Raw genomic sequence first — 25,352 nt, forward strand, 5'->3', positions numbered from 1 at the left:
TCGGGGTGCAGCTGGTGCTGCACCTCCACCGTGCGACGGCACGCCACCCCGGGGAAATACGAGGAACGGAGCATTACGCGCTTGCGCGTATGGCGTCGGCCGCGCGGTCGGTCCTACCCTGGAACCTGCTGCAGGAACGCCGTCGCCGGCGGACGGCGCAGCGACGTTGCGAGGTGAGGACATGGGAAGCAGGGGCGTCAGCGCACACGACATCGCCCTGTTGCAGGACATCCTCGACCTGGCCCGGCCAGGTCGGCACCCGCCGGGCCGGGACACCGTGTTCGCGATGCTCACCCGGGTCGAGCAGCTCATCGGCAGCGACTGGATCAACTTCCAGGACATGCACGTGGGTCCTCGGTTCTGGCGCAGCTGGGTGCAGTTCACCTCCCACGGCGAGCAGGGATGGCTCGCCGGCACGGACCTGGCGACCTTCGACGACGGGTCCGCGGGCGCCGAGCTGCTCGACCGGTACTGGTGGCAGCTGAACTGCAGCCTCGTGGACCGTACCGGCCAGGCGAGCGTCACCTCGAGCTGCTCGAGCTACGGCGAGCGGGCCTGGGCCGAGCACCCCGCGAACAAGGAGTACCTCCACACCGTGGACGAGATCCTCCTGGCCTACCCCTTCGGCGGGACCGGAGGTTCGCTGCGCATCCTGGCCGGGCGCGACGAGGGCCGCCCCTTCACCGAACGCGAGACGGTGCTGATGGAGCTGCTCCTGCCACACCTGCGACCGCTCCTGGAGGCCACCCTCGCCACGGAGGTGGGCGGGCAGCGGCCCGTGCGCCAGGAGCGAGTCCCGCTGACCGCACGGCAGCGCGAGATCATGCACCTCGTCGCGGCCGGGATGTCGAACCGGCAGGTCGGACGACAGCTCGGCCTGTCGGAGAACACGGTGCGCAAGCACCTGGAGAACGCCTACGTCCGGCTCGGGGCGCAGAGCCGCACCGAGGCGGTCGCGTGGCTGCGGGATCTGGAGGCCGCCGGGGTCGGCGTCGGCTGACCGGCCGGGCCGGGGTCGGCCGACCGGCCGGGCCGGGGTCGGTCCGGCCTGACCGGGACGGTCAGGAGCTGGCGCCGCCCTCCACGAACGGCGGCTTCTTCACCTGCGCCGCGACCTGACGGCCGCGCACGTCGATCGTCACCTCGTCACCCTCGGTGACCCCGCGGTCGAGCAGGGCGAGCGCGATCCCCTGCTTCAGCGTCGGTGAGAACGTGCCGGAGGTGACCTCACCGATCGTGGTGCCCTCGGCGTCGAGCACCGCGCACCCGGCCCGCGGGATCCCCCGGCCGGTGACGAGCAGACCGCCGCCGAGCCGGGACTCCTTGGCCTCCCGCTGCGCGGCCAGCGCCTCCTTGCCCCAGAACGCGTCCTTCTTCCAGCCCACGGCCCAGCCGGTCCGCGCCATCACGGGCGTGATCTCGCGCGAGAGCTCGTTGCCGTGCAGGGCGTAGCCCATCTCGGTGCGCAGCGTGTCCCGCGCCCCGAGGCCGCAGGCCAGCCCCTCGAGCGGGGTCATCGCCTCGACCAGGGCGTCCCAGACCTCCTCGGCGTCCTGCACGCCGCACACCACCTCATACCCCTTCTCCCCGGTGTACCCGGTGCGGCAGACGGTGACCGGCCGGTCGCGCCAGGTGGTGTCGACGAAGCTCATGTAGTCGTGCAGGACCGGCAGGCCGGCGGCCTCCATCGCCTCGTCGACGCGCGGGCCCTGCACGGCGAGGATCGCGTAGGCCTCGTGCACGTTCTCCACGGTGACGCCCTCGGGCGCGGCCTCGACCAGCCGGCGCACCACCTCGGCGGTGTTGGCCGCGTTGGGGATGAGGAACACGTCCTCGTCCGAGCGCAGGTAGGCGATGAGGTCGTCCACGACCCCGCCGTCCTCGTCGCAGCACATCGTGTACTGCGCCTTGCCCGGCTCGATCCGCTCCAGGTCGTTGGTCAGACAGCGGTTGAGGAAGTCCTTGGCCCCCGGCCCGCTGACCCGCGCGTTGCCCAGGTGCGAGACGTCGAAGATGCCGACCCGCTCGCGCACGGCGGTGTGCTCCGCGACGACCCCCCCGCCGGGGTACTCGATGGGCATCGACCACCCGGAGAAGTCGGCCATCTTGGCGCCGAGCGCGGTGTGGCGGCGGTGCAGCGGGGACGTCTTCGTCGTGGAGTCGCTCATGCTGGGCAGCCTAGCGCCGAGCACCGTCGGAGGGGTGGCTTACCCTCGTGGGGAACTGACCGGACGAACCGACGAAGGACGTTGCTCGATGGCCGAGAACCGCCGCACCACGCTCACGCTCACCGACCAGGATCCGGCCGCGGTGCAGGCCGACGTCCTGGTCCTGGCCGCCACCAAGGACGACGGGCAGGTGAACCTCGTCGCCGACGCCCTCCCGGAGGAGACGGCCGGGCACGTGCAGTCCGCCCTCACCGCCCTCGGCGCCGAGGGGGGCGCGGAGGAGACCACCCGGCTCACGGCAGTCCCCGGCGTCTCCGCGGAGCTCGTCGTCGTCGTGGGTATGCCGTCGGGCCCGGCCTCCCGGACCGAGCGCCTCCGGCGCGCGGCCGGGGTCGCCGCCCGGGCCCTGGGCGGGAAGGAGTCGGCCGCGTTCGCCCTGGGCCAGTCCTCGACCGAGGAGGCGGTGGCGGTGGGCAGCGGTGCCGTGCTCGGCGCGTACACCTTCGCCGAGCACCACGGGGTCGGCAAGGCCGAGTCGGCCAAGCCGGCCCTGGGCCGGGCCGTGGTCCCCGGCGTGCCGGCCGAGGAGGTGGAGACCGCGACCGCGCAGGCCCGGGCCGTCGTGGACGCCGTCCGCTACGCCCGCGACCTGGTCAACACCCCGCCGAACCTGCTCTACCCCGAGTCCTTCGCCGAGAGCGTGACGGAGCGGGCCGCCGGCTCCTCCGTCGAGGTCGAGGTCTGGGACGCCGAGCGGCTGCAGCAGGAGCGCTGCGGCGGCATCCTCGGCGTCGGGCAGGGCTCCGGCCGGGGGCCGCGCCTGGTCACCCTGCGCTACGAGCCGGAGGGTGCCGGCAAGCATCTGGCCCTGGTCGGCAAGGGCATCACCTTCGACTCCGGCGGCCTGTGCATCAAGCCCGGCGCCTCAATGGTGACGATGAAGATGGACATGGCCGGTGCCGCCGCCTGCGCGGCGGCCGTGGTCGCCATCGCCGAGCTCGGCCTGCCGGTGCGGGTCACGGCATACCTCTGCCTGGCCGAGAACATGCTGGGCGAGCTGGCGCAGCGCCCGGGCGACGTGGTCACCATGCGCGACGGGCGCACGGTGGAGATCATCAACACCGACGCCGAGGGGCGCCTGGTCATGGCCGACGGGCTGGCGCTGGCGACCGAGCAGGGTCCCGACGCGATCGTCGACGTGGCCACGCTGACCGGTGCCTGCATCATCGCGCTGGGCGACCGGACGATGGGCGTCATGGGCAACGACGACGCGCTGCGCGAGCAGGTCGTCGAGCTGGGCAACGAGGTCGGGGACACCGCCTGGCCGCTGCCGCTGCCCGAGGAGATCCGGCCCAGCCTGGACACCGTCGTGGCCGACCTCAAGCACACCGGCGAGCGGTCGGCGGGCGCGAGCGTGGCGGCGACCTTCCTGCAGGAGTTCGTCGGCAAGCGCGGCGAGGGCGAGGAGGCCGAGCAGATCCCGTGGGCGCACCTGGACATCGCCGGGCCGGCGTTCAACGAGAAGACGCCGTGGGGCTACGTGCCCAAGGGCGGCACCGGCGCGGCCGTGCGCACGCTCGTGGAGCTGGCGCGGAGCTACGCGCGCTGAGCGCGGGCGCCGCGGCGCATTCGTGGCAACAGTCTCGTCCCGGCCACCGTGGCGCCGTCGCCATGACACGCACGAGGGGCACCGTCCGGTCCGGACGGTGCCCCTCGCGGCCTTCTCGGACGAGGTCCGCTCAGCCGCTCTTGCGGCGGAACATCTGCTGGGTCCCGGAGGTCTTCGCGTCGCGGGCGCCACCGACCTTGCCGCGCTCGGAGTGGTCCGAGACGTCGGTCCCGGCGTGGGCCTGCTTCTTGGCGAGAGCCTCACGGAACTTGGCCTTGACGTCGTCCGTGGCCTGGGAATCACTCATCGGCCACCTCCTTCTGTGCGGGGACTGGACGGGCTCAGCCTCCCACCTCGGTGACACGGCTGTCACGCGGATATCGCGGGCGCCGGCAAGGGGAGGTCGAACGAGTGCACGTGTCGTGACGGCCCGGCGCCCGGTCCGGGCGGCCCGCGCGTGCACTCGTTCGGCCCGACCCGCCGCTCCCCCGACCCGGGTGGCAGGATGTGGCCCATGCCGACATCGACGTACGACATCGTGATCCTCGGTGCCGGGAGCGGGGGTTACGCCTGCGCCCTGCGTGCCGCCCAGCTAGGGCTGACGGTCGCCCTGGTCGAGGAGGACAAGGTGGGCGGCACCTGCCTGCACCGCGGCTGCATCCCCACCAAGGCGCTGCTGCACACCGCCGAGGTCGCCGACATGGCCCGCGACAGCGAGCGGTACGGTGTCCTCGCCAGCCTCGAGGGCGTCGACATGGCCAGGGTCCACACCTACAAGGACGGCGTGGTCGGGCGGCTCTACAAGGGGCTGCAGGGGCTGGTCAAGGCCGCCGAGAACGTCGAGCTGGTCACCGGCACCGGGCGCCTGACCGCCAAGGACACCGTGACCGTGGGTGACCGCGAGCTCACCGGGCGCACCGTCGTGCTGGCCACCGGCTCCTACGCCAAGACCCTCCCGGACGTGCCGATCGGCGGTCGGATCATGACCAGCGACCAGGCCCTGACGCTCGAGGAGGTCCCGCAGCACGCGATCGTCCTCGGCGGCGGCGTCATCGGCGTCGAGTTCGCCTCGGCCCTGCGCAGCTTCGGGGCGGAGGTGACCGTGGTCGAGGCGATGGACCGGCTGGTCGCCATGGAGGACCCGGCCGTCTCCAAGACGGTGGAGCGCGCCTACAAGAAGCGGGGTATGAAGATCCGCACCGGGGCAAAGGTGACCGGCACCTCCCAGGACGAGCAGGGGGTCAGGGTCGAGCTGGAGGGTGGGGACGTCCTGGAGGGCGACCTGCTCCTTGTCGCGGTCGGCCGCGGCCCGCGCACCGAGGGCATGGGCTACGAGGAGGTCGGGGTCGAGCTCGACCGCGGTTTCGTCCCGACCGACGAGCGCCTGCGGACCAACGTCGAGGGTGTCCGCGCCGTCGGCGACCTCGTCCCCGGCCCCCAGCTGGCCCACCGCGGCTTCGCGCACGGCATCTTCGTCGCCGAGGACGTCGCCGGTCTGGAGCCGGCGCCGGTCGAGGACCACCTGGTCCCCAAGGTCACCTACTCCGACCCCGAGATCGCCTCGGTGGGGCTCTCCGAGGCCCAGGCCCGGGAGAGGTGGGGCGAGGAGGTCGCGACCTACGAGTACAACCTCGGCGGCAACGGCAAGTCCCAGATCCTGGGGACGGCCGGTTTCGTCAAGCTCGTGCGCTCGGGCCCCGACGGCCCCGTCGTCGGCGTCCACATGGTCGGCGCGCGGATGGGTGAGCAGGTCGGCGAGGCCCAGCTCATCGTCGGCTGGGAGGCCCTGCCCGAGGACGTCGCGCAGTTCGTCCACGCCCACCCCACCCAGAACGAGGCCCTCGGCGAGGCCCACCTGGCCCTCGCCGGCAAGCCCCTGCACGCCCATGCCTAGCCGCCCCGCCACCGGGTGCGCCTGACCTGACCCGACGCCAGCCCGCACCGTAGACTGCAAACCCCCGCCACGAGGAGAGACAACAGATGTCGGAACGCGTATCGATGCCGGCCCTCGGTGAGTCCGTCACCGAGGGGACAGTGACCCGTTGGCTCAAGGAGGTCGGCGACAGCGTCGCGGTCGACGAGCCGCTGCTGGAGGTCTCGACCGACAAGGTCGACACCGAGATCCCCTCCCCCGTGGCCGGTGTGCTGCTGGAGATCCTCGCCCAGGAGGACGACACCGTCGAGGTCGGCGCCGACCTGGCCGTCGTCGGTGAGGAGGGTGAGTCCGCCGGCAGCGGGGACTCCTCCGACGACGCGCAGGCCGACGAGGCCGAGGAGGCCGACGCGGCACCCGAGGCCGAGGCTCCCGCCGAGGAGCCCGCGGACGAGCCGGCCGAGGAGCCCGCCGACGAGACTGCCGAGGAGCCCGCCTCCGACGAGGACGCCGAGGAGTCCGCGCCCGCGGAGTCCGGTTCCGGGGGTTCCGGTGGTGGCGGTGGTGAGGTCTCCGGTGGGGAGACCGTGACCATGCCGGCGCTCGGTGAGTCCGTGACCGAGGGCACCGTCACCCGCTGGCTCAAGGCCGAGGGCGACGAGGTCGAGGTGGACGAGCCGCTGCTGGAGGTCTCGACGGACAAGGTCGACACCGAGATCCCCTCCCCCGTGGCCGGCGTGCTGAGCAAGATCATCGCCCAGGAGGACGAGACCGTCGAGGTCGGCGGGGAGCTGTGCATCGTCGGGGGCGAGTCCTCCGGCGGGTCCTCCGGCGGGGGCGGTGAGCAGGCCTCCGCGCAGGAGGATGCAAAGAAGGACACGTCGTCCAGCTCCGACGAAGGTGCCTCCGACGAGGGTGCCTCCGACGAGGGTGCCTCCGACGAGGGTGCCTCCGACGCGAGCGACAACGCGGAGGACCGCGAGGACGCGGCGCAGTCCGCCGACAGCGACCTGGCCGAGGAGACCGAGGTCCAGGAGGAGGCCGCTCAGGAGTCGCAGACCAAGTCCGAGACGGGCGAGGCCAACGACGACGCCGCCGAGATGGAGGAGCCCGAGCCGGCCGTCGGTGTGGGCGTCTCCTCCTCCGAGAGCGGCACCTCCTCGCACAAGGACGTCTCCGACGTCCCTGCCCCCGGTGACGGTGGCCAGGCCGGGGAGAAGACCCAGCAGCAGCAGGACGTCAGCGCCTACGTGACGCCGCTGGTCCGCAAGCTCGCGGCCCAGCACGGCGTCGACCTCAACGCTCTCGAGGGCACCGGGGTCGGCGGACGCATCCGCAAGCAGGACGTCCTCGACGCGGCCAAGGCGAAGGAGGCCGAGCAGGCCGCCCCCGCCGAGGAGGCCGCTCCCGAGCCTGCGTCCGCCCCCGCGGCGGAGAAGCCGGCCGACAAGCCGGCGGCGAAGGCGGCCGGCGGCGATCCGGACGCCAAGCGCGGCACGACCGAGAAGATGTCCCGCCTGCGCAAGGTCATCGCCAGCCGTATGGTCGAGTCCCTGCAGGTCAGCGCCCAGCTCACCACGGTGGTCGAGGTCGACGTGACCAAGGTGGCGCGTCTGCGTCGGCGTACGAAGGACGACTTCCTGAAGCGGGAGGGCACCAAGCTCTCGTTCATGCCGTTCTTCGCCCTGGCCGCGGTCGAGGCGCTCAAGGCGCACCCGATCGTCAACGCCAGCGTGGAGGAGGACTCGATCCAGTACCACGCCTCCGAGCACCTCGGCGTCGCGGTCGACACCCCGCGCGGCCTGCTGGTGCCGGTCATCAAGGACGCCGGCGACCTCAACATCGCCGGGCTCGCCCGCAAGATCGCCGACCTGGCCGAGCGGACCCGCGACAACAAGGTCACCCCGGACGAGCTGTCCGGCGGCACGTTCACGCTGACCAACACCGGGTCGCGCGGTGCGCTGTTCGACACCCCGATCATCAACCAGCCCAACGTCGCCATCCTCGGCACCGGCGCGGTCGTCAAGCGCCCGGTCGTCGCGGTCGACGAGGACGGGATGGAGACGATCGCGATCCGCGACATGGTCTACCTGGCGCTGAGCTACGACCACCGCGTGGTCGACGGGGCCGACGCCGCCCGCTTCCTCAACACGATGAAGGAACGCCTCGAGGACGCGAGCTTCGAGGTATGAGGTGACGCAGGCACCGGCGCCCTCCGGGCGCACGGTCGCCGTCACCGGCGCCAGCGGGCTCATCGGCTCCGCCCTGTCGAGCACGTTGCTGGGGCGCGGCGACCAGGTGGTCCACCTGGTCCGCCGCGCCCCGCGCGCGCCCGGTCACCCCGCGCTGCCCTCCGGGGTGTTCGAGCGGGCGTGGCAGCCGGGTGCCGAGCTGGCCCCCGACGTGCTCGACGGCGTCGACGCGGTGGTGCACCTGGCCGGGGCCGGGATCGGCGACAAGCGGTGGACCACGGCGCGCAAGAAGCTCCTGCGGGACTCGCGGATCGACGGCACGGGCACGATCGCCCGGGCGGTCGCCGCCCGCCCCGAGGGTGCGCGACCCCGTCTGCTGTCCGCCTCCGGCGTCGGCTACTACGGCGAGCGGCGGGACGACGTCCTCACCGAGACGAGCGATCTGGGCGAGGGTTTCCTGGCCGACCTGTGCCACGACTGGGAGACCGCCACCTGGCCCGCGGAGAAGGCCGGCGCCCCGGTGGCCCACCTGCGCACCGGGATCGTGCTGACCCGGCGCAGCGGGGCCCTGGCCAAGCTGATGCCGCTGGCCGTGCTGGGGCTCGCCGGACCGCTCGGCGGGGGCGACCAGTTCTGGTCGTGGATCACCCTGCACGACCACGTCCGCGCGATGGTCTTCCTGCTGGACCACCCGACGGTGACCGGCCCGGTGAACCTCACCGGGCCCCACCCGGACACCCAGGCCGACGTGGTGCGCGCCCTGGGTCGCGAGCTGCACCGCCCGGCCGTCCTGCCCGTGCCGTCGTTCGCCATGCACCTGGTGCTGGGCGAGCTCGCAGGAGAGATCCTCTACAGCCAGCGCGCCCTGCCCACGGTCCTCACCGGTGCCGGGTTCGCCTGGGACCACCCCGACCTGAGGACGGCGATGGCCTGGGTGGGTCAGGAGGGCAAGCAGTTCGAGCCGCCGAGCGACCCGGTGCCGCCGCCCGACGGTTCGACACCTCCGGGAGACCCCACTCCCCTCGAACCGCTCACCCCCTGAAGGGGACCCGGCACCCCACGACAGGGACCCCCACGACACCGGGTCGACGTCAGGTGCAGGGGGACCGGTCGCCGCTGCGGCCCCCCACGCGGTCGACGTCAGGTGCAGGGGGACCGGACGTCCCCGCGGCCCCGCACGCGGTCGTCACCGGGGGCCTGGCAGCTGGTCACCCCGTGGGGGCCGGTTCCCAGGACCACAGCAGCCACCGCTCGTCGATGCGGGCCAGCTCGATGCGGACCCGCTCGCTGCTCGTCGGCACGGGGTCCAGCCGCCCACCCCGCCCGTCGCGCGCCTCCAGGGCCGCGCGGGAGACGGTGGCACGCACGGCGATGCGGTCGGTGACGGCGTCGGTGCCGGCGTCGACGTCTGCCTCCCTGGCGGGCGTGCCGTCCGGGACCAGCGTGGCGTCCTCGACCCGGAAGGTCACGTCCGGGTAGCGCACGCCCGACTCCCGCAGCCGGGCGAGCTGCTCGGTCTCGGACGCCTCCGCCGGGGAGTCCGGCGCCACGATGCCGAGCAGCAGCACGTCGTCGGCCCGCTCCCAGGCCTCCCCCCGACCGTCGAGAAGCACCTGGAGGGTGTCGAACAGCTCGTCCTCCGGAGGACCTTGCTCCGGTAACGTCGTGGCGGTCGCCTCGGCGGACCGTTGCTCCACACCGTCCCCGTCAGGCAGTTCCGGGGTCAGGACACCGGGACTGCCTGACGTTCCTGCCGGGCGATGGCCGTCCTCCGTCGCCGCCGATGGGGAGGCCGGATCGCCGGTCGACGCGGGTGCCAGGTCGGCCGTCGGCGCGGGCGCAGGGTTGGTCGTCCCGGACCGGGCCTCGACGAGCTGCGGCCGGACGAGGGCCACCGCCGCGACGATCAGCAGCAGCGAGGCCAGCACCAGCACGGCCGGCACCACCACCTGCTGCACCCTCCCCGGGTCCCGCCGGTCGGGGTCCCAGCGGCCCGGGCCCCGGGAGCCCTTGCTGCGTCCCGGTCTCCCGGGGGCGGGTGCCTCCCCTCGGCCGGTGCTGCGGCGACGACGGTGGCTGCCTCCGCCCCCGCGTCGTCCACCGTCGGCCGGGGCAGCATCCAGGTCCGCCCTGGCCTCGGAGCGCAACCGCTCGGTCAGACCGTGCGCAGGGTCGGCGTCGGGAGCCACCTCGACCGGCTCCGGCGCGGTGCACGCCAGCAGCGCGAGCGCCACCTCCTCGGCGTCGGGCCGCGCCTCCGGGTCGGGCGCCATGCACCGCAGCACCAGGTCGGTCAGCCCGGGAGGCAGGTCCGGGGCCAGCTCGGGAAGCTTCCCCCGGTCGTACGGTGGGCCCGGAGGCTCCCCTGCCAGGCAGCGCCAGGCCAGCGCCCCCAGCTGGTAGACGTCCGACTCCGGCGTCGGGGCGAAACCCTCCACCACCTCGGGCGCGACCATGCCCTCGGCCGCCCCGGTGCCGTGGTGCTGGCCCGGCTCCTCGCCCGTGATCCGGGCCGCGCCAAGGTCGCCCAGGACGGGCATCCCGTCCCGCAGGAACAGGACGTTGCCCGTGGACAGGTCTCCGTGGACCACCCCGGTGCCGTGCAGGTCGGCCAGCGCCCCCGCCACCGGCTGCAGGGCGGTGACCAGCTCACCCGCGGAGAGGATCCTGCGGCGGGCCAGCACCTGGGCCAGCGACCCGCCTCCGGCCAGCTGGGTCGCCAGGGCCACGGCGGCCGGGCGTCCGGTCAGCGGGTCCGGCAGCGGCAGGACGTCGTAGAGGTGCACCACGTGCCGGTGCCGTACCCGCGCCAGCAACCCCGCCTCGTGCAACCCGGCCGTCACGTCACCTCCGGCAGGACGCAGCACCTTCACCGCCACGACGAGACCGTCCACCCGCCGGCGTGCCCGCCACACCGACGAGGTGGCCCCGGCGCCCAGGGGCGCGAGCACCTCATACCCCGGCAGGGTCGGCGGGAGCGCGGGGTCCGCGCCGGCACCCTCCCGGCTGCTCACCTCCCCCGGTGGTCGACCTCCACCGACGTCCTCGGGCTGCTCCCAGCTGTCCTCTCCCACGCCGCCACCGTGCCAGAACCTGTCGGACCGCCGTCGCGTTCGTCCACAGGCCGACCCGGCTACAGTGGCGACCATGCGCTTCGAGCACCTCGGGTTCGCTCCGGACCTCGTCGACTACCAGCAGGCGTGGGACCACCAGCGGGACGTCCACCGCCGCGTGGTCGTCGGCGAGCTGCCCGACACGGTGCTGCTGCTGGAGCACGCTGCGGTCTACACGGCCGGAAAGCGGACGGAGGCCCACGAGCGGCCGCTGGACGGCACGCCGGTCATCGACGTCGACCGCGGCGGCAAGATCACCTGGCACGGGCCGGGGCAGCTCGTCGGGTACCCGATCGTGCACCTGCCGGGCCCGGTCGACGTCGTCGCCCACGTGCGCCGGCTCGAGGACGTCATGATCGCCGTCTGCGCCGAGCTGGGGGTCGAGGTCGGGCGCGTCGAGGGCCGCTCGGGGGTGTGGCTGCCGGCCGACGGCACCCGCCCGGAGCGCAAGATCGGCCAGATCGGCATCCGGGTCAGCCAGGACGTGACGATGCACGGCTTCGCGCTCAACTGCGACTGCGACCTGCGGTGGGCCGACACGATCATCCCCTGCGGGATCGCGGACGCGGGCGTGACCTCCCTGACGCTGGAGCTGGGCCGTCCGGTGACCGTCGCCGAGGTCGTTCCGGTCGCCGAGCGGCACCTGGAGCGCGTCCTGGACCCGGTGCCCGCCCGGAACGGCTGAGCGGACACGCTGCAACACCCTGCCCCCTCCCGACACAGACGCGGTGTTGGATGGAAGACGCAGGGGTCGGACGTCCGGCCCGGAGGGGAGCCGGATGGGAACCGCGACCGTGGAGCACGCCGACGGCATGGCCGTCGTCACGCGTGGGCTGCGCAAGACCTACCCGGGGGTCCGCGGTCGTCGCGTCGCCGTCCAGGGGCTGGACCTGGACGTGCCCGCCGGCGGCGTGCACGGCTTCCTCGGGCCCAACGGCTCGGGCAAGACGACGACGATCCGGATGCTGCTGGGACTGGCCCGCGCCGACTCGGGCACCATGCATATCTTCGGGACACCGGTCCCTGACCAGCTGCCCGCGGTGGTCTCCCGGGTCGGGGCGATCGTCGAGTCGCCGACGTTCTTCCCCACCTTCAGCGGGGAGCGGAGCCTGACCCTGCTAGCCGACGCGATCGGCACCCCGCGCACGCGCGTCGGGGAGGTCCTGGAGCAGGTCGGGCTGGGCGGACGCGCCAAGGACCCCTTCCGCGCCTACAGCCTGGGTATGAAGCAGCGACTCGCCATTGCGGCCACCCTGCTGAAGTCCCCCGACCTGCTGATCTTCGACGAGCCGACGAACGGGCTCGACCCCGCCGGGATCTCCGACGTACGCGGCACCATGCGCTCGCTGGCCGATGAGGGCCGCACGGTGCTGGTGAGCAGCCACATCCTGTCCGAGATCGAGCAGATCGCCGACACCGTCTCGATCATCGGGCGCGGTCGGGTGCTGGCCCAGGGGTCGGTGGCCGGGCTGATCGGCGGGGGTGGCCAGACCGTCGAGGTGGGTGTGGCCTCCCCCGGCAACGCGATCCGTCTGCTGCGCGAGGCCGGGTTCAGCGTCGAGTGGGTGGCCCGGCGCCACGGGCACGACGCCGCCGAGGAGCTGCGCGACTACGACCCGACCACAGACGCCGGGACGATCCTCGTCACCGGGGCCGAGCCGGCCGAGATCTCCCGGCTGCTCGGCGAGCAGGGGCTGTGGGTCGAGCGGCTCGTGCCGAGCCGTCGGGGGCTGGAGCAGGTGTTCCTCGAGCTCACCCAGGACGAGGGCCTGCCCGCGCAGCCCGCCGCCGGGACCGGCGGGGACGGACCGCCCACGAACGAAGGGGAGGGGGCACGATGAGGCTCCTGGTCGTCGAGCTGCGGCGCCTGCTGGCCCGCAAGGTCGTCCTGCTGACGGTGCTGGGCGCGGTCGCCGTGGCCGTCGTCAGCCTCGTCGGCGTGGCCAACCAGGCCCGGCAGCTGGAGGCGGCCAGGGCCGGCGCGGACACCGAGTACCAACGGATGGTCGACGACAACGAGCGGATGCAGGAGGAGTGCCGCCTCGCGGAGGCCGACGAGCGGCGCCGGTCCGGCGATGCCTCGGTCGACTTCGGGTGCGACGACTTCCAGGTCCCCACGATCGAGGAGTTCTTCGGCCAGCTGCCCTCGATGTCCGAGCAGCTGCAGTTCCTGCTGCAGGGGGCGTCCTACCCGCTGATGTTCCTCGCGCTGGCGATCGGCTCCACCGCCGTCGCCGCGGAGTTCGCCCACCGGACGATGGCCACCTGGCTGACGTTCGTGCCGCGGCGCACCCCCGTGTTCGTCTCCAAGGTGGTCGCCCCCGCGCTCGCCGCGGCACCGGTGGTGCTCACCGGCCTGGTCCTCCTGCTCGTCGGGACCCCGCTCGTCTACGCCGTCTTCGGCCTGGACCGCTCCGTGCCGGACGGGTGGGGAGAGCCGGTGTGGATGTCGCTGCGGATCCTCCTCCTGGGCCTGGCCGCTGCCGCGCTCGGGGCCGGTGCCGCCTTCCTGGTGCGGCACACCGGGGTCGTGCTCGGGCTGGTCATCGGCTGGATGTTCATCGTCGAGGGCATCCTCGGGTCGTCGTTCGCGTGGGTGGCCCGGCTCGGCCTGGTCCGCAACGTCGCGGCGTTCGTGGAGAACGGGACCTCGTGGTCCACGTTCGTGGACTGCAACCGGGCCGAGGGATGCCGTGAGGTCGTGCAGACCCTGAGCTTCGCCCACGGCGCCACGGTGCTGGGCGTCGTCCTCGGCGTGGTCCTCCTCGCCGCCTGGGCGCGCTTCCGTCGCGCCGACATCAGCTGAGGCCGGGCGGGTTCGGCATACCGACCTTTGGCGGCTTAGGCTGGACGGTGCACGCACGTGCCCGGCGGGCCCGTGCCGACCTCGACGCAAGGAGCACCTGTGACGATCGCACCGGAGGGACGCCGCCTGCTGCGGGTGGAGGCCCGCAACGCCGAGACGCCCATCGAGCGCAAGCCGTCGTGGATCCGCACCACCGCCAAGATGGGTCCGGAGTACCGCGAGCTGCAGTCGATGGTCAAGGGCGGGGGTCTGCACACGGTCTGCCAGGAGGCCGGCTGCCCCAACATCTTCGAGTGCTGGGAGGACCGCGAGGCCACCTTCCTCATCGGCGGCGACATCTGCACCCGGCGCTGCGACTTCTGCGACATCGCCACCGGCAAGCCGCGCGCCCTCGACCTGGAGGAGCCGCGCAAGGTCGCCGAGTCGATCCGGCAGATGGAGCTGCGCTACGCCACGATCACCGGCGTGGCCCGCGACGACCAGCCCGACGGGGCCGCCTGGCTCTACGCCGACGTGATCCGCAAGGTCCACGAGCTCAACCCCACGACCGGCGTGGAGATCCTGCCGCCCGACTTCGGCGCCGTGCCCGAGCTGGTCCAGCAGGTCTTCGACGCCCGCCCCGAGGTCTTCGCGCACAACCTGGAGACCGTGCCGCGGATCTTCAAGAAGATCCGCCCGGCGTTCACCTACGACAAGTCGCTGCGCGTGCTGTCGATGGCCCGCGAGAACGAGCTGGTCACCAAGTCCAACCTCATCCTGGGCATGGGCGAGGAGGACCACGAGATCGAGCAGGCGATGCGCGACCTGCACGAGGCGGGCTGCGACATCCTCACGATCACGCAGTACCTGCGCCCCTCCCCGCTGCACCACCCGATCGACCGGTGGGTCAAGCCCGAGGAGTTCGTGCACTGGTCCGAGCTGGCCGAGGAGATCGGCTTCAAGGGCGTCATGGCCGGACCGCTCGTGCGCAGCTCCTACCGCGCCGGCAAGCTCTACGCGCAGGCGATGCGCCGCTGGGGCCGGGACGTGCCGGAGAACCTCACGCACCTGGCAGAGCAGGCGATCAACGACGTCCCCGCCCGCCAGGAGGCCGCCTCCCTCGTGGCCAACGGCCTGCGTGGCGAGGACACGCCCGCCGCCCACGTATCCTGAACCGCATGTCCACGAGCACCACCGGCGGCGAGCCGACGAAGAAGCGACGGTTCGGTCGTCGGCCCAAGAAGGTCAAGGACCCGAACAAGCCCGGTCGGATCGCGCAGTTCCGCCAGGTCATGACCATGACCCGCAAGGCGGACCCGGCGGCGATCTGGTGGATGCTGCTGGCGGCCCTGGCCGTCATGCTCGTCGCGGTCCTCGTCGGCCTGTGGATCGACCAGGTCGTCTACATGATCATCATCGGGCTGCCGCTGGCCCTGCTCGCGGGGATCGTGGTCCTGGGCAAGAAGGCCGAACGGGCTGCGTTCACCCAGATCGAGGGGCAGCCCGGCGCCACCTCGGCCGTGCTCGGCCAGCTGCGCCGCGGCTGGTTCTACGACCAGGAGCCGGTGGCCGCCGAGGCCGGCGGCAACGTCCGCGGGATGCGCGACCTGCACAACGCGGCGATGGTCTTCCGCGCCGTGGGCCGGCCCGGGGTCGTCCTGCTCGGTGAGGGTCCCCGCGGCGCCGCCCAGCGCCTGCTCGCCTCCGAGCGCCGTCGCGTGGCCCGCGTGGTCGGCGAGACGGTGCCGGTCCACACGATCATGGTGGGCAAGGGCGAGGACGACACCGCCCTGCGCAGCGTGGTCAAGAAGATGCGCTCGCTGCCCAAGCAGCTGACCAACGACGAGGCCATGGTCGTCCAGCAGCGGATGAAGGCCCTCGGCGGCAAGAACCGCCCGCCGATCCCCGGCGGCGTCGACCCCACCCGCACCCCCCGGATGAGCCGGCGCGCCCTGCGCGGCCGCTGACCGGGCCCCGGCCCTCAGTCCTCCCCCACCTGCACCAGCCCGGTCCGGAACGCCAGCACGGCGATCTGCAGCCGGTCGCGCAGCTGCAGCTTGGTCAGCAGCCGCGACACGTAGGTCTTGACCGTCGCCTCGCTGAGGAACAGCCGGGCGCCGATCTCGGCGTTGGACAGCCCCTTGGCCACCAGCCGCGCCACCTCCAGCTCACGCTCGGTCAGCGAGGACAGCTGCTCCGGCGGGGCGCCGGAGGGCGGGCGGGCGGTGAACCGCTCCAGCAGCCGGGTGATGAGCGCCGGCGCCACCATCGACTCGCCCCGGGCGACCACCCGCACCGCGTGCGCCAGGTCCTCCGGCGTGACGTCCTTGAGGACGAAGCCACCGGCGCCGGCGCGCACGGCCTCGTAGACGTACTCGTCCAGGTCGAACGTCGTCAGGACCAGCACCCGGGGCACCGGCGGGGCCAGGTGGGTGATCCGGCGGGTGGCCTCCACCCCGTCCAGCCGCGGCATCCGGATGTCCATGAGCACCACGTCGGGCCGCAGCCTCCCCACGACCTCGACCGCCTCGACCCCGTCGCCGGCCTCCCCCACGACGTCGAACCCGGCCCGTTCCAGGATCAGCCGGAACCCCATCCGCACGAGCTCCTGGTCGTCGACGACCACGACCGTGGTCGGGGAGGCCCCCTCGGTGGGCGACCCGGGGCCGGCGGGCGACGTCATACCCGCTCCAGCGGCAGCACCGCACGCACGGTGAACCCGCGCTCCCCCGCGTCGGTCTCGACCTGGCCGCCGAAGAGGGCGGCACGCTCGCGCATCCCCAGCAGCCCGTGCCCCGGCTCACCCTCGCCGTCGCGACGGGGGCCGGCGTCGCTGACGCGGATCTCCAGCGCGCCCGGCCCGAAGTCCATCGCGACCTGCGCGCGGGTGGCCTCGGAGTGGCGGCGCACGTTGGTGAGGGCCTCCTGAACGATCCGGTATGCGGTGAGGTCCAGCCCCGCGGGCAGGCTCGGCGGGTCGCCGCTCACCTCCAGGTCGACCTGCAGCCCGGCACCGCGGGCGGCCTCCACGAGGTCGGGCAGCGCGGCGATCCCCGGCTGCGGCGACAGGTCGTGCTCGACCTCGGTGTCGCGCAGCATCGCGACCAGCCGGCGCATCTCGGTCAGCGCACCGGACCCGGTCGAGCGGATCGTGCCCAGCGCCCGCCGGGCGAACTCCGGGTCCTCCTCCACGACCTGCTCGGCCGCCCCGGCCTGGACGACGATGACGCCGACCGAGTGGGCCACGATGTCGTGCAGCTCGCGGGCGATCCGGGCGCGCTCCTCGGAGATCGCGCGCTGGGCGCGCTCGCGCGAGCGGCTCTCCGCCTCGTGCGCGCGCACCGCCTCGGCGGCGACCCGGTCGCTGGAGACGCGCAGGGCGTGGCCGAGCAGGTAGGACAGCGTGATGACGCCCCAGTGGAAGATGAGCTCGTTGGGGGTCTGCAGCAGGGGGACGAACAGGTCGGCGACGGAGACGAAGACGATGCCGCAGACCGCCGCGACCCAGCGCAGCCGGTTCGGCGCGTGCCGGGCCAGGGAGTAGACGAGCACGGCCACCGGCACCAGCTGGCCGAAGAAGAGCAGCTGCAGGCTCCCCTGGGCGAAACCCAGCACAGGCCAGACGAGGAAGGCCCCCAGCGCCACCCACGGACGCGCCCGCCGCAGCGACAGCAGCACGGCGAAGGCGAGCACCCCGACGGTGCTGACGACCGGTGAGCCCTCGCCCATGACCGACTCCATGGGCAGCCAGATCTCCAGCAGCCCGATCCCGGCGACGAGGGCGGCCAGGCCGACGTCGACGACCCAGCGGGCGCGCGTCATCGGAGCCATGAGGTCAATCTAGGACCGGGCCGGGCGCCGTGTCGTCATCCTGGAGTCGACCGCCGGCACGACCCGAGGGGTATGCCGCCGCGCCCCGGGGCGGGGTCGTCCACCTCGGGCGGGGGCCCGGGGTCGTCGGGGGCGACGACCCGCCGCCGATCCCGGACGACCCGCGCGGCTCCTAGCGTCGGAGCAGGCCGACCGGACGGGTCGGCCCCGCCCGAAGGAGATCGATCGCCATGGCCGCACCCGCACTCACCCCGTCCCGGGCCGAGGTCCCGGGCAGCCCGCCCCGACGCAGCGTGGCAGGGCTGGTCCGCCTCGTCGTGGCGGCCTGCCTGGCCGTCGGTGCCGTGCTGACCGTCGTCAGCATCTGGACCATGCCGGACTTCTCCGGCGACCAGGTCGACCGGCTGGAGGCGGTCGCGGCCGCCGGCCGGGCCGGTACGGTCTCGGCGCTCACCTGGGTGGGCGCCCAGCTCCTCGTCGGGACCGGCCTGGTCGGCGTGGCCCACCTGCTGCGCTCGCGTGCCCCGGTGCTGGGTGTCGTCGCGGGCCTGCTCCTCGGGCTGCAGGCCTTCGGCCACGCCGTCCACGGCGGGGTCAACCTGGTCATGCTGTCGATGTCTCGCGACCTCGAGGCCGTCGACGTCCACGCGGCGGTGCTGGCCGACGTGGAGAGCGGGGTCGGCATCCCGTTCATGGCGCTAGGCCTGCTGGGCACGGTCCTGGGGATGCTGGTGCTGGCGGTCGCGCTGTGGCGCGGCCGGCTCGGGCCGCGGTGGTTGGGCCCGGCGGTCGCCGTCTGGGTCGTGGTCGAGTTCGCCGGCGGAGCCGTCTCGAGCTGGTCGGGCTACGCCTCCGCGCTGCTCTACCTCGCCGTCCTCGGGACGCTCGCGCTCGTGGTGCACCGTTCCTCGGTCGGGCACTGGCAGACGGCGGTCGAGGCCTCGGCCTGATCAGGGCCGCAGGAACCAGTCGCCGGAGACGGCCAGGTCGGCGACCTCGTAGGCCTCCTGCAGCAGTGCGGCCCCGTCGGCCCCCGGCAGCACCTCGCCGTCAGGAGTGACGGCCGAGCCGGTGTGCTCCCCGAGCAGGCTGCGGCCCATCACCGACCCGGCCCACCGCTGCGCCGGGATCCCCAGGAGCTGCGCCAGCGTGGGCAGCACGTCGACCTGGCCGCCCGGGGTGGAGACGGTCCGTCCGCTCATCCCGGGCACGTGCACGAGGAACGGCACCCGGCCGTCGTTCCCGGTCAGCCACCGCTCGTCGACGGGCGCGTACTTCTGCGGCCCCTCGTGGTCCCCGACCACGACGAACGCCGACCGCTCCAGCAGCCCCCGGTCGGCGAGCGCCCGCTCGAAGTCGGCCAGCGCCCCGTCGGTGTAGTGCAGCGTCTGCAGGTAGGGGCTGGTCGCGTCCTCCCCCGGCAGGTCCAGCCCCCGCAGGTTCGCGGGCAGCTCCCAGGGGGTGTGCGAGGTGGTCGTGATCAGGTGCATGAACCGCGGCTGCGGCACCCGGTCGAGCTCGCGCAGCGCCTGGTCGAACAGGTCGGCGTCGGCCAGCCCCAGCCCCAGCGGCGTCCCGGCCGCGAAGTCGTCCTCGGCGACGTAGCGCTCGTACCCCAGGTGGGGGAACACGCGGTCGCGGTTCCAGAACGAGGCGGCGTCCCCGTGCAGCGCCACCGCACGGTAGCCGTCCTGGGACAGCAGGCGCGGCAGCGTCGTGTAGCCCTGGTTGTCCGGGAACCGCAGCACGGTCGCCCCGGACTCCAGCGGATAGACCCCGGCGAGCATGAGCAGCTCGCCGTCGGAGCTGCTGCCGTCCCGCGTCTGGGCGAGCACCTGGTCGAAGACCACGCTCTGCGCACGCCAGCGGTTCAGCGTCGGCGTGACCTCCTGCCCGAACGGTGCCGCGCCCAGCACGACCTGCTCCAGGGACTCGACCTGGACGAGGTAGACGTCCCGTCCCGCCAGCAGGCCCACGAGGTCCTCGTGCTCGGGCGCGACACCCTGGTAGGCGGCGTTGCGGGCGAACCAGACCCCGACCCGTCTCCGCTCGGCAGGCGTCAGCTCCTGGTGGGTGTCGACGAGCTCGTCGTAGACCTGGTGCAGGTGGGTGCCCAGCGGCGACAGCGTCACGACCCGCATCCCGGGGTCCGACGTCTGGGTCACGACCTGGGTGCCGAACGAGACGGCCGCGACGGCGGCGACGACGGCCGCGGTGCGGTGCCGGGTCCAGCGACGGCGCAGACCGGGCAGACGCCTGCCGGACCGCCGACCGCCCCGGGTCGGAGCTTGCCGCGCCGCCGCGTCGTCGGCGGGCCAGGACCACCAGGACGCCCGCGGCGAGCAGGTCGACGTACAGCAGCACGTCGTGCCAGCGCACCATCGCCAGCACCGAGGAGCCGAGGCCGTCGAAGCTGCCCGCCGCGGCCATCATGTGCACGCTGAGCAGCCGGCCGAACGCGCGGGCGTTGACCAGGTCGGCCAGCAGCAGGGTGGTGACGAGCAGGTCGGCCCCGACGAGGTATGCCGTGCGCGGGCGCCCGCGCATGAGCAGCGCGGGGCTGACGACCAGGGCCACGAGGGGCAGCGCGCTCAGGGCGACGAGGGCGGCATACCGGTCGGGCTCGAGGACGGCGACGGCGACGAGGACGGACTTGGCCACGAGGGCGACGACGACGAGCGGCAGCACGGGTGACCGGCGCGGCTCAGCGGGCGTTCACGACGACGCTGCGGGCGGCCCGGTCGTGCAGGCCACGGCTGTCGGCGTCCAGGATGATCGCCGGGACCGCCAGGCACAGCAGGACCGCGCGCACCGCGGCCCGGGCCGGCGGCGGGGGCTGGTCGCCGTCGCCGTCGAGGGAGACCACGCGGATGCCGAGCAGGCGGTGGCCCGGCGTGGTGCCGATCGTGGGGACGAGCACGAGGTTGAGCAGCAGGAGCAGGCCCAGCGGGGCGAAGGCCTGCAGGCCGGCCACCTCGCCCCAGGTGAGGTCGAACAGGCCGGTCGCCACGACCTGGCACAGCGTCCAGTCGACAAGGATGGCCAGCAGCCGGCGCAGCAGGGAGGCGACGGAGCCCGGCCCCTGCGGCGGCAGGCCGAGGCGCTGGCCGGAGTAGGCGGGGACGGTCACCGGCCCAGCCTAACGAGGCGCGGGGCCGGCTCCCCGCAAGCGCACGTCTGCGGCGCATGCGCGCGACGCACGCGCGAGCCATACCTGCGGCGGTGCCGGACGAAACACTCCCGAAACAGGAGGGTGACGGTGCCGAAACGGCCACCGCGTAATGTCGTGCCCGACCCCGTTGGTCCACCCAGGAGGCATCCTATGTTCACAAACGCCGAGGAGGTCCTCGCCTTCATCAAGGACGAGGACGTCAAGTTCATCGACATCAGGTTCTGCGACCTGCCCGGTGTCATGCAGCACTTCAACGTGCCGGCAGCGTCCTTCGACGAGGACGCGTTCAACACCGGCCAGATGTTCGACGGCTCCTCGATCCGTGGCTTCAAGTCGATCCACGAGTCGGACATGAAGCTCATCCCCGACCCGCAGACCGCCTACCTGGACCCCTTCCGGGTCGAGAAGACGCTCATCATGAACTTCTCCATCGTCGACCCCTTCACCGACGAGCCCTACGAGCGCGACCCGCGGCAGATCGCCCGGCGCGCCGAGGAGTACCTGCGCTCCACCGGTATCGCGGACACCGCCTACTTCGGGGCCGAGGCGGAGTTCTACGTCTTCGACGACATCCGGTTCGCCTCCGAGCCGCAGGGCAGCTACTACCACATCGACTCCATCGAGGCGGCGTGGAACACGGGGCGTGCGGAGGAGGGCGGCAACCGGGGGTACAAGACCCGGTTCAAGGGTGGTTACTTCCCGGTGCCGCCGGTGGACCACTTCGCCGACATCCGCGACCGGATGTGCATCGAGCTGGCCTCCGTCGGCCTCGACGTCGAGCGCTCGCACCACGAGGTGGGCACGGCCGGCCAGCAGGAGATCAACTACCGGTTCAACACGCTGCTGCACTCCGGCGACGACCTGATGAAGTTCAAGTACGTCATCAAGAACAGCGCCTGGGCCTTCGGCAAGACCGCGACCTTCATGCCCAAGCCGCTCTTCGGCGACAACGGCTCGGGCATGCACACCCACCAGAGCCTGTGGAAGGACGGCGAGCCGCTGTTCTACGACGAGAACGGCTACGGCGGTCTCTCGGACGTGGCGCGGTGGTACATCGGCGGGCTGCTCTCGCACGGGCCGTCGCTGCTGGCGTTCACGAACCCCTCGATGAACAGCTACCACCGGCTGGTGCCGGGCTTCGAGGCACCGATCAACCTGGTCTACTCGGCGCGCAACCGCTCGGCCTGCGTGCGCATCCCGATCACCGGGAACTCGCCCAAGGCCAAGCGCATCGAGTACCGCGTGCCGGACCCCTCGGCCAACCCCTACCTGGCGTTCGCCGCGCAGCTGATGGCCGGCCTGGACGGCATCCGAAACCGGATCGAGCCGCCGGAGCCGGTCGACAAGGACCTCTACGAGCTGCCGCCGGAGGACCTGGAGGACATCGAGCAGCTGCCGACCTCCCTGCCCGAGGTGCTCGACGCCCTGGAGGCGGACCACGACTACCTCACCGAGGGCGACGTGTTCACCGAGGACCTGCTGCAGACGTGGGTGGACTACAAGCGCACCCGGGAGATCGACCCGATCCGCCTGCGGCCGCACCCGCACGAGTTCGAGATGTACTTCGACATCTGACCCCTCGCTGACCGCAGTAGCCCTGAGGGTTCGCAGGCGACCTTCCAGGAGGGCCCGACGGACGCGTCCGGACCGATGTACCTCGCAGTCGTGTCACGCCGGTCGTCCTGACGACCGGCGTGACACGACTGCCGTGCACGGTGGTCTGCAGCAGGGCCCGGGGAAGGATCCAGCGCCTGGTGGGTGACCGCCGGGCCCAGGGTGGCCCCAGGCACCCCTGCGGATGTCAGCCTGCGGACGGCCCGCCCTGGTCCGGCCGTGAGGGAACCACGCGGACCTTGGGCCTGGGTCCCTCCAGGCCGACGGCGACCACCGCACGAAGCCGGCGCAGGAAGCGTTCGGGCCGTGAGTAGAGGGTCCAGGGCGAGACGCCCACCACCCGCACTCCTGCTGCGGTCATGTCGTTGTCCCGCTCGACCGTGCGCGACCACTGGTCCCCGCCGCGGTCGTCGATGCCCTGGTGGTACTGCCGGGAGTGGACCTGGATAGCCACCCCGGCCGCCTCCATGTAGCCGTCGGGCGTCCCCACGAGAGACCCCCCACCGTCCATACCGAGGAGCCGACAGTTCGTGAGCAACGGTGGGAAGCCACCGTCCCCCTCGACCACGTCACGCAGGACCGCCTCCGGGCGCGACCACGCCCCACCCGTGAAGGCGACCAGTCCCTTCCAGAGCGGCTCGACACGGGCACGGGGGCGCAGGTAGAGCTCCCGCTCCAGCGCTTCAGGGGTGGCGCGACCACGCTGGAGGGCACTGATGGTCAGGTGTTCCAGGTCCTGGGGCGAATGGTGCTCGTAGACCGCAGCGTCGGCCAGCGCTCGGGAGGGCCCCGCCACGCGCACGACGCCGACGGTGCCGGCGACCGACGGCTTCCGGGCGGAGCGGTGCAGACGCACCGCCCCGTGGGACCGGGCACGGGACCCTTCCCCCACCACGAAGGTGACCTCGTCGGTGCGTCGTGGACGGACCCCCAGCCGCACGAGGGCGGAGGCACCGGTCAGCACCGCCGAGGTCGGTCCCGCCCAGAGTCCCTGCGCCACCAACCGCGTGGTCGCATCGATCGGTCCACGGTGCGGCACGACCACCCGGGGGAGCGGCTCCTGCCACGAGGTTCCTCGCTGCACACGGAGGGCGGAGGCGCTCCATCCGGCCTCGAGCAGCTGGGCCACGGTGGCCATGCCCTTCTGCCCAGGTATCGAGGGGAACGTGCGGTCGGTGCGGTCCGGCATGGACGACAGCATCCACCGATCGGACGTCTTCGTGCCGGGACGTCACCCTCGACCTGTGGACGGCGATGGGCACACGCGCCACAGCAGCGCAGGGGCGGAACCACCCAGCCTCAGTACCTCAGGATCGCCGCCACCGGGGCCTGCTTGGGCAGCTCGTCCACCATCCGGACCGACCCGCCGTTGCGCAGGGTCGCCCGGGCGGCGGCGTCGGCCAGCCCGCAGACGTCCTCGGGGCTGCGCAGCGGCAGCACGACCTGGGGCGACCCGTTGCTGGCGTAGCAGCCTTCGGAGGTCATCAGCAGCGTGTCGACCCGCCCCTCGTTCGCGGCCGTCAGCGTCCTGTCCACCCCGAGCGCGCCGGAACCGTGGCCCTGCTGCTCGTTGAAGCGGTCCAGGAGCCGGGCGTTCTCCCGCTGCAGCCGGGACTCGACCAGCTCCCACGCCGCGGAGCGCAGGTCGTCGGCGGACATGTCGTCGGGGTTGCGCTCGATCGCCCCGTCCACGAGGTGGGGGTAGGAGCTGAGCTCGCGGTAGGCCGCCACCCATTCCGGCAGACCCGCCAGGATCATCGGGATGGACCGGCCGGCCAGGTGCTCGTCCACCCCGCGGGCGACCTCGCGGAAGAACTCGACGACCTCCTCCTTGTGCGCGTTGTCCAAGGAGCTGGCACCGTAGTAGACGGCTCCACCGGGGCCGGAGCGCCCGGACGCGTTGGGTCGCGGGACGGAGTCGGACTGCGGGCCGTCGGGCACGAAGACGTCGTCGAAGGCTCCGGGGACCGAGGGCAGGTCGAGCTCACCGATGCGGTCCCGGCTGCCGCGCAGGACCCGCACGTCCTTCTGGCTGAGGGTCAGCACGACGTAGTTCTGGTCGCTGAGCAGGGGCAGCACCGGTCCCAGCGTGTAGCCGGACCCGACCGCGGCCAGCTCGGGCAGGTCCAGAGGGACGCGGTATGACGCGGACCACCCCTTGGTGAGGTACATCGCCAGGCCGTCGGCCATGTGGCTCCAGGCCATGCCGTCGTGGTGCAGCTCCCACGCGGGGGCGAGCAGCTCGTCGACGTCCCGACGCTCGTGCCCCTCCTCCAGGAGCGTGTCCTCGACGGCACCGAGCAGGTTCTTCCACCGCAGCCGGTCCTCGTCGCTCTCCTTGGTGGTCCCCACCCGGTGCGTCGGGACGAACAGCGACAGCCTCGTCCCGTCCCCGTCACCCACCAGCTCCTCGAACTCGGCCCGGGTCATCAGATCCATGAAGTCCTCCTTGAGGTCGGGTGCTGGGCCTTCCGGCCACGTCCTGCGAGCCTACGCCGACCACCGCCTCCGTCGCAGGGGGTACGGCCGCATCGGTCGGCAGGTCGGCCCGGTCCCTCGCTACGACGCTGGTCAGGTGCCCAGCGCCTCCCGCAGGCGCGCGGCGTACTCCTCCGCCTCCCCCGCGGCATACCTCGTCCTGGGCCAGAAGAAGCCCCGGAGCCCGTCCCCCTTGGTGCGCGGCACCACGTGCACGTGCAGGTGAGCCACCGACTGGCTCACCTGGTTGTTCATCGCCACGAACGAACCCTGGGCCCCAAGGCCGTCCTTGACCGCCTGGGCCAGGGCGCGGGCGGCCGCGAACAGCGGGACGACGAGGTCGTCGGGGAGGTCGGGGAGGGTATGCACGTGCTGCCGGGGTACGAGGAGGACGTGCCCCTTGAAGACGGGCCGGGTGTCGAGGAAGCCGACGACCTCCTCCGTGGACAGCACGACGTCGGCGGGTGCGTCGCCGGTGGTGATCAGACAGAAGGTGCAGGCCACCCGGCGATCATGG

23 protein-coding genes are annotated in these 25,352 nt (G+C 72.9%); 13 read left to right on the plus strand and 10 right to left on the minus strand.

The features are described 5' to 3' along the window. Positions 1 to 181: 181 nt before the first annotated feature. Positions 182 to 1,000: a helix-turn-helix transcriptional regulator gene (locus tag ACWHYA_RS16350; RefSeq protein WP_425940513.1), complete on the plus strand. Its 819-nt coding sequence runs from the start codon at positions 182 to 184 to the stop codon at positions 998 to 1,000. Between the two features lie 61 nt (positions 1,001 to 1,061). Here the strand turns inward: ACWHYA_RS16350 and gcvT are convergent, their stop codons facing one another. After that, positions 1,062 to 2,168 carry a glycine cleavage system aminomethyltransferase GcvT gene (gene gcvT / locus ACWHYA_RS16355; RefSeq protein ID WP_425940511.1) on the minus strand — a complete coding sequence of 369 codons (1,107 nt, stop codon included), beginning with the start codon at positions 2,166 to 2,168 and terminating at the stop codon, positions 1,062 to 1,064. 88 nt (positions 2,169 to 2,256) lie between these two features. Here gcvT and ACWHYA_RS16360 point away from each other — a divergent pair, with 88 nt between their 5' ends. After that, positions 2,257 to 3,777 (plus strand): leucyl aminopeptidase, encoded by a 1,521-nt coding sequence (locus tag ACWHYA_RS16360; protein ID WP_425940509.1) that lies wholly within the window; start codon positions 2,257 to 2,259, stop codon positions 3,775 to 3,777. Positions 3,778 to 3,907: 130 nt separating this feature from the next. Here ACWHYA_RS16360 and ACWHYA_RS16365 read toward each other — a convergent pair whose 3' ends face one another. Next, on the minus strand, positions 3,908 to 4,084 hold the full coding sequence (locus ACWHYA_RS16365) for a DUF5302 domain-containing protein (protein ID WP_425940507.1): 177 nt from the start codon (positions 4,082 to 4,084) through the stop codon (positions 3,908 to 3,910). 207 nt (positions 4,085 to 4,291) lie between these two features. On the opposite strand from ACWHYA_RS16365, the gene lpdA reads away from it, so the two are divergent. The 3 genes from lpdA to ACWHYA_RS16380 all read left to right on the plus strand — a co-directional run bounded on the left by lpdA (position 4,292) and on the right by ACWHYA_RS16380 (position 8,884). Next, entirely contained in the window at positions 4,292 to 5,671 is a 1,380-nt protein-coding gene (gene lpdA / locus ACWHYA_RS16370; RefSeq protein ID WP_425940505.1) for a dihydrolipoyl dehydrogenase, read from the plus strand. An 86-nt stretch (positions 5,672 to 5,757) separates the two neighbouring features. Beyond that, positions 5,758 to 7,842 (plus strand): 2-oxoglutarate dehydrogenase, E2 component, dihydrolipoamide succinyltransferase, encoded by a 2,085-nt coding sequence (sucB, locus tag ACWHYA_RS16375; protein WP_425940503.1) that lies wholly within the window; start codon positions 5,758 to 5,760, stop codon positions 7,840 to 7,842. A gap of 1 nt (position 7,843) precedes the next feature. After that, positions 7,844 to 8,884: a TIGR01777 family oxidoreductase gene (locus tag ACWHYA_RS16380; protein WP_425940501.1), complete on the plus strand. Its 1,041-nt coding sequence runs from the start codon at positions 7,844 to 7,846 to the stop codon at positions 8,882 to 8,884. Between the two features lie 166 nt (positions 8,885 to 9,050). Here ACWHYA_RS16380 and ACWHYA_RS16385 read toward each other — a convergent pair whose 3' ends face one another. Next, positions 9,051 to 10,916: a serine/threonine-protein kinase gene (locus tag ACWHYA_RS16385; RefSeq protein ID WP_425940499.1), complete on the minus strand. Its 1,866-nt coding sequence runs from the start codon at positions 10,914 to 10,916 to the stop codon at positions 9,051 to 9,053. Between the two features lie 73 nt (positions 10,917 to 10,989). Here ACWHYA_RS16385 and lipB point away from each other — a divergent pair, with 73 nt between their 5' ends. From lipB to ACWHYA_RS16410, 5 genes are all read left to right on the plus strand, one after another. Beyond that, entirely contained in the window at positions 10,990 to 11,640 is a 651-nt protein-coding gene (gene lipB, locus ACWHYA_RS16390; RefSeq protein WP_425940497.1) for a lipoyl(octanoyl) transferase LipB, read from the plus strand. 94 nt (positions 11,641 to 11,734) lie between these two features. Further along, positions 11,735 to 12,796, plus strand: coding sequence for an ABC transporter ATP-binding protein (locus ACWHYA_RS16395; RefSeq protein WP_425940495.1), 1,062 nt, complete (start codon positions 11,735 to 11,737; stop codon positions 12,794 to 12,796). After that, positions 12,793 to 13,761: an ABC transporter permease subunit gene (locus tag ACWHYA_RS16400; protein WP_425940493.1), complete on the plus strand. Its 969-nt coding sequence runs from the start codon at positions 12,793 to 12,795 to the stop codon at positions 13,759 to 13,761. Before ACWHYA_RS16395 ends, ACWHYA_RS16400 begins: the two co-directional genes overlap by 4 nt. Positions 13,762 to 13,860: 99 nt before the next feature. After that, positions 13,861 to 14,913 (plus strand): lipoyl synthase, encoded by a 1,053-nt coding sequence (lipA, locus tag ACWHYA_RS16405; RefSeq protein WP_425940491.1) that lies wholly within the window; start codon positions 13,861 to 13,863, stop codon positions 14,911 to 14,913. 5 nt (positions 14,914 to 14,918) lie between these two features. After that, a complete protein-coding gene (locus ACWHYA_RS16410) occupies positions 14,919 to 15,707 on the plus strand; it encodes a DUF4191 domain-containing protein (RefSeq protein WP_425940489.1) in 789 nt (262 codons plus the stop codon). Positions 15,708 to 15,721: 14 nt separating this feature from the next. Here ACWHYA_RS16410 and ACWHYA_RS16415 read toward each other — a convergent pair whose 3' ends face one another. Together ACWHYA_RS16415 and ACWHYA_RS16420 are read right to left on the minus strand one after the other, a co-directional pair. Continuing rightward, positions 15,722 to 16,423 (minus strand): response regulator transcription factor, encoded by a 702-nt coding sequence (locus ACWHYA_RS16415; protein ID WP_425940487.1) that lies wholly within the window; start codon positions 16,421 to 16,423, stop codon positions 15,722 to 15,724. Then, positions 16,420 to 17,571, minus strand: coding sequence for a sensor histidine kinase (locus ACWHYA_RS16420; protein ID WP_425940485.1), 1,152 nt, complete (start codon positions 17,569 to 17,571; stop codon positions 16,420 to 16,422). The genes ACWHYA_RS16415 and ACWHYA_RS16420 overlap by 4 nt, the downstream gene beginning before the upstream one ends. Before the next feature lie 230 nt (positions 17,572 to 17,801). On the opposite strand from ACWHYA_RS16420, the gene ACWHYA_RS16425 reads away from it, so the two are divergent. After that, a complete protein-coding gene (locus ACWHYA_RS16425; RefSeq protein ID WP_425940483.1) occupies positions 17,802 to 18,521 on the plus strand; it encodes a hypothetical protein in 720 nt (239 codons plus the stop codon). Here the strand turns inward: ACWHYA_RS16425 and ACWHYA_RS16430 are convergent, their stop codons facing one another. After that, the gene (locus ACWHYA_RS16430) at positions 18,522 to 19,703 is read right to left on the minus strand and encodes an LTA synthase family protein (RefSeq protein ID WP_425940481.1); all 1,182 of its coding nucleotides are present in this window, start codon (positions 19,701 to 19,703) and stop codon (positions 18,522 to 18,524) included. It abuts the gene before it with no gap. A gap of 301 nt (positions 19,704 to 20,004) precedes the next feature. Here ACWHYA_RS16430 and ACWHYA_RS16435 point away from each other — a divergent pair, with 301 nt between their 5' ends. Beyond that, positions 20,005 to 20,265, plus strand: coding sequence for a hypothetical protein (locus ACWHYA_RS16435; protein WP_425940479.1), 261 nt, complete (start codon positions 20,005 to 20,007; stop codon positions 20,263 to 20,265). Positions 20,266 to 20,275: 10 nt separating this feature from the next. Here the strand turns inward: ACWHYA_RS16435 and ACWHYA_RS16440 are convergent, their stop codons facing one another. Further along, on the minus strand, positions 20,276 to 20,701 hold the full coding sequence (locus tag ACWHYA_RS16440) for an RDD family protein (protein ID WP_425940477.1): 426 nt from the start codon (positions 20,699 to 20,701) through the stop codon (positions 20,276 to 20,278). Positions 20,702 to 20,893: 192 nt separating this feature from the next. Between ACWHYA_RS16440 and glnA the strand changes: the two genes are divergently transcribed. Then, the gene (gene glnA / locus ACWHYA_RS16445; protein ID WP_425940475.1) at positions 20,894 to 22,318 is read left to right on the plus strand and encodes a type I glutamate--ammonia ligase; all 1,425 of its coding nucleotides are present in this window, start codon (positions 20,894 to 20,896) and stop codon (positions 22,316 to 22,318) included. A gap of 226 nt (positions 22,319 to 22,544) precedes the next feature. Here the strand turns inward: glnA and ACWHYA_RS16450 are convergent, their stop codons facing one another. From ACWHYA_RS16450 to ACWHYA_RS16460, 3 genes are all read right to left on the minus strand, one after another. Continuing rightward, entirely contained in the window at positions 22,545 to 23,546 is a 1,002-nt protein-coding gene (locus tag ACWHYA_RS16450) for a hypothetical protein (protein ID WP_425940473.1), read from the minus strand. A gap of 110 nt (positions 23,547 to 23,656) precedes the next feature. Further along, on the minus strand, positions 23,657 to 24,796 hold the full coding sequence (locus ACWHYA_RS16455) for a baeRF3 domain-containing protein (protein WP_425940471.1): 1,140 nt from the start codon (positions 24,794 to 24,796) through the stop codon (positions 23,657 to 23,659). A 132-nt stretch (positions 24,797 to 24,928) separates the two neighbouring features. Further along, a complete protein-coding gene (locus tag ACWHYA_RS16460) occupies positions 24,929 to 25,339 on the minus strand; it encodes an HIT family protein (protein WP_425940469.1) in 411 nt (136 codons plus the stop codon). Positions 25,340 to 25,352: the final 13 nt, after the last annotated feature.

It is taken from the genome of Ornithinimicrobium carbonis (assembly GCF_977012275.1).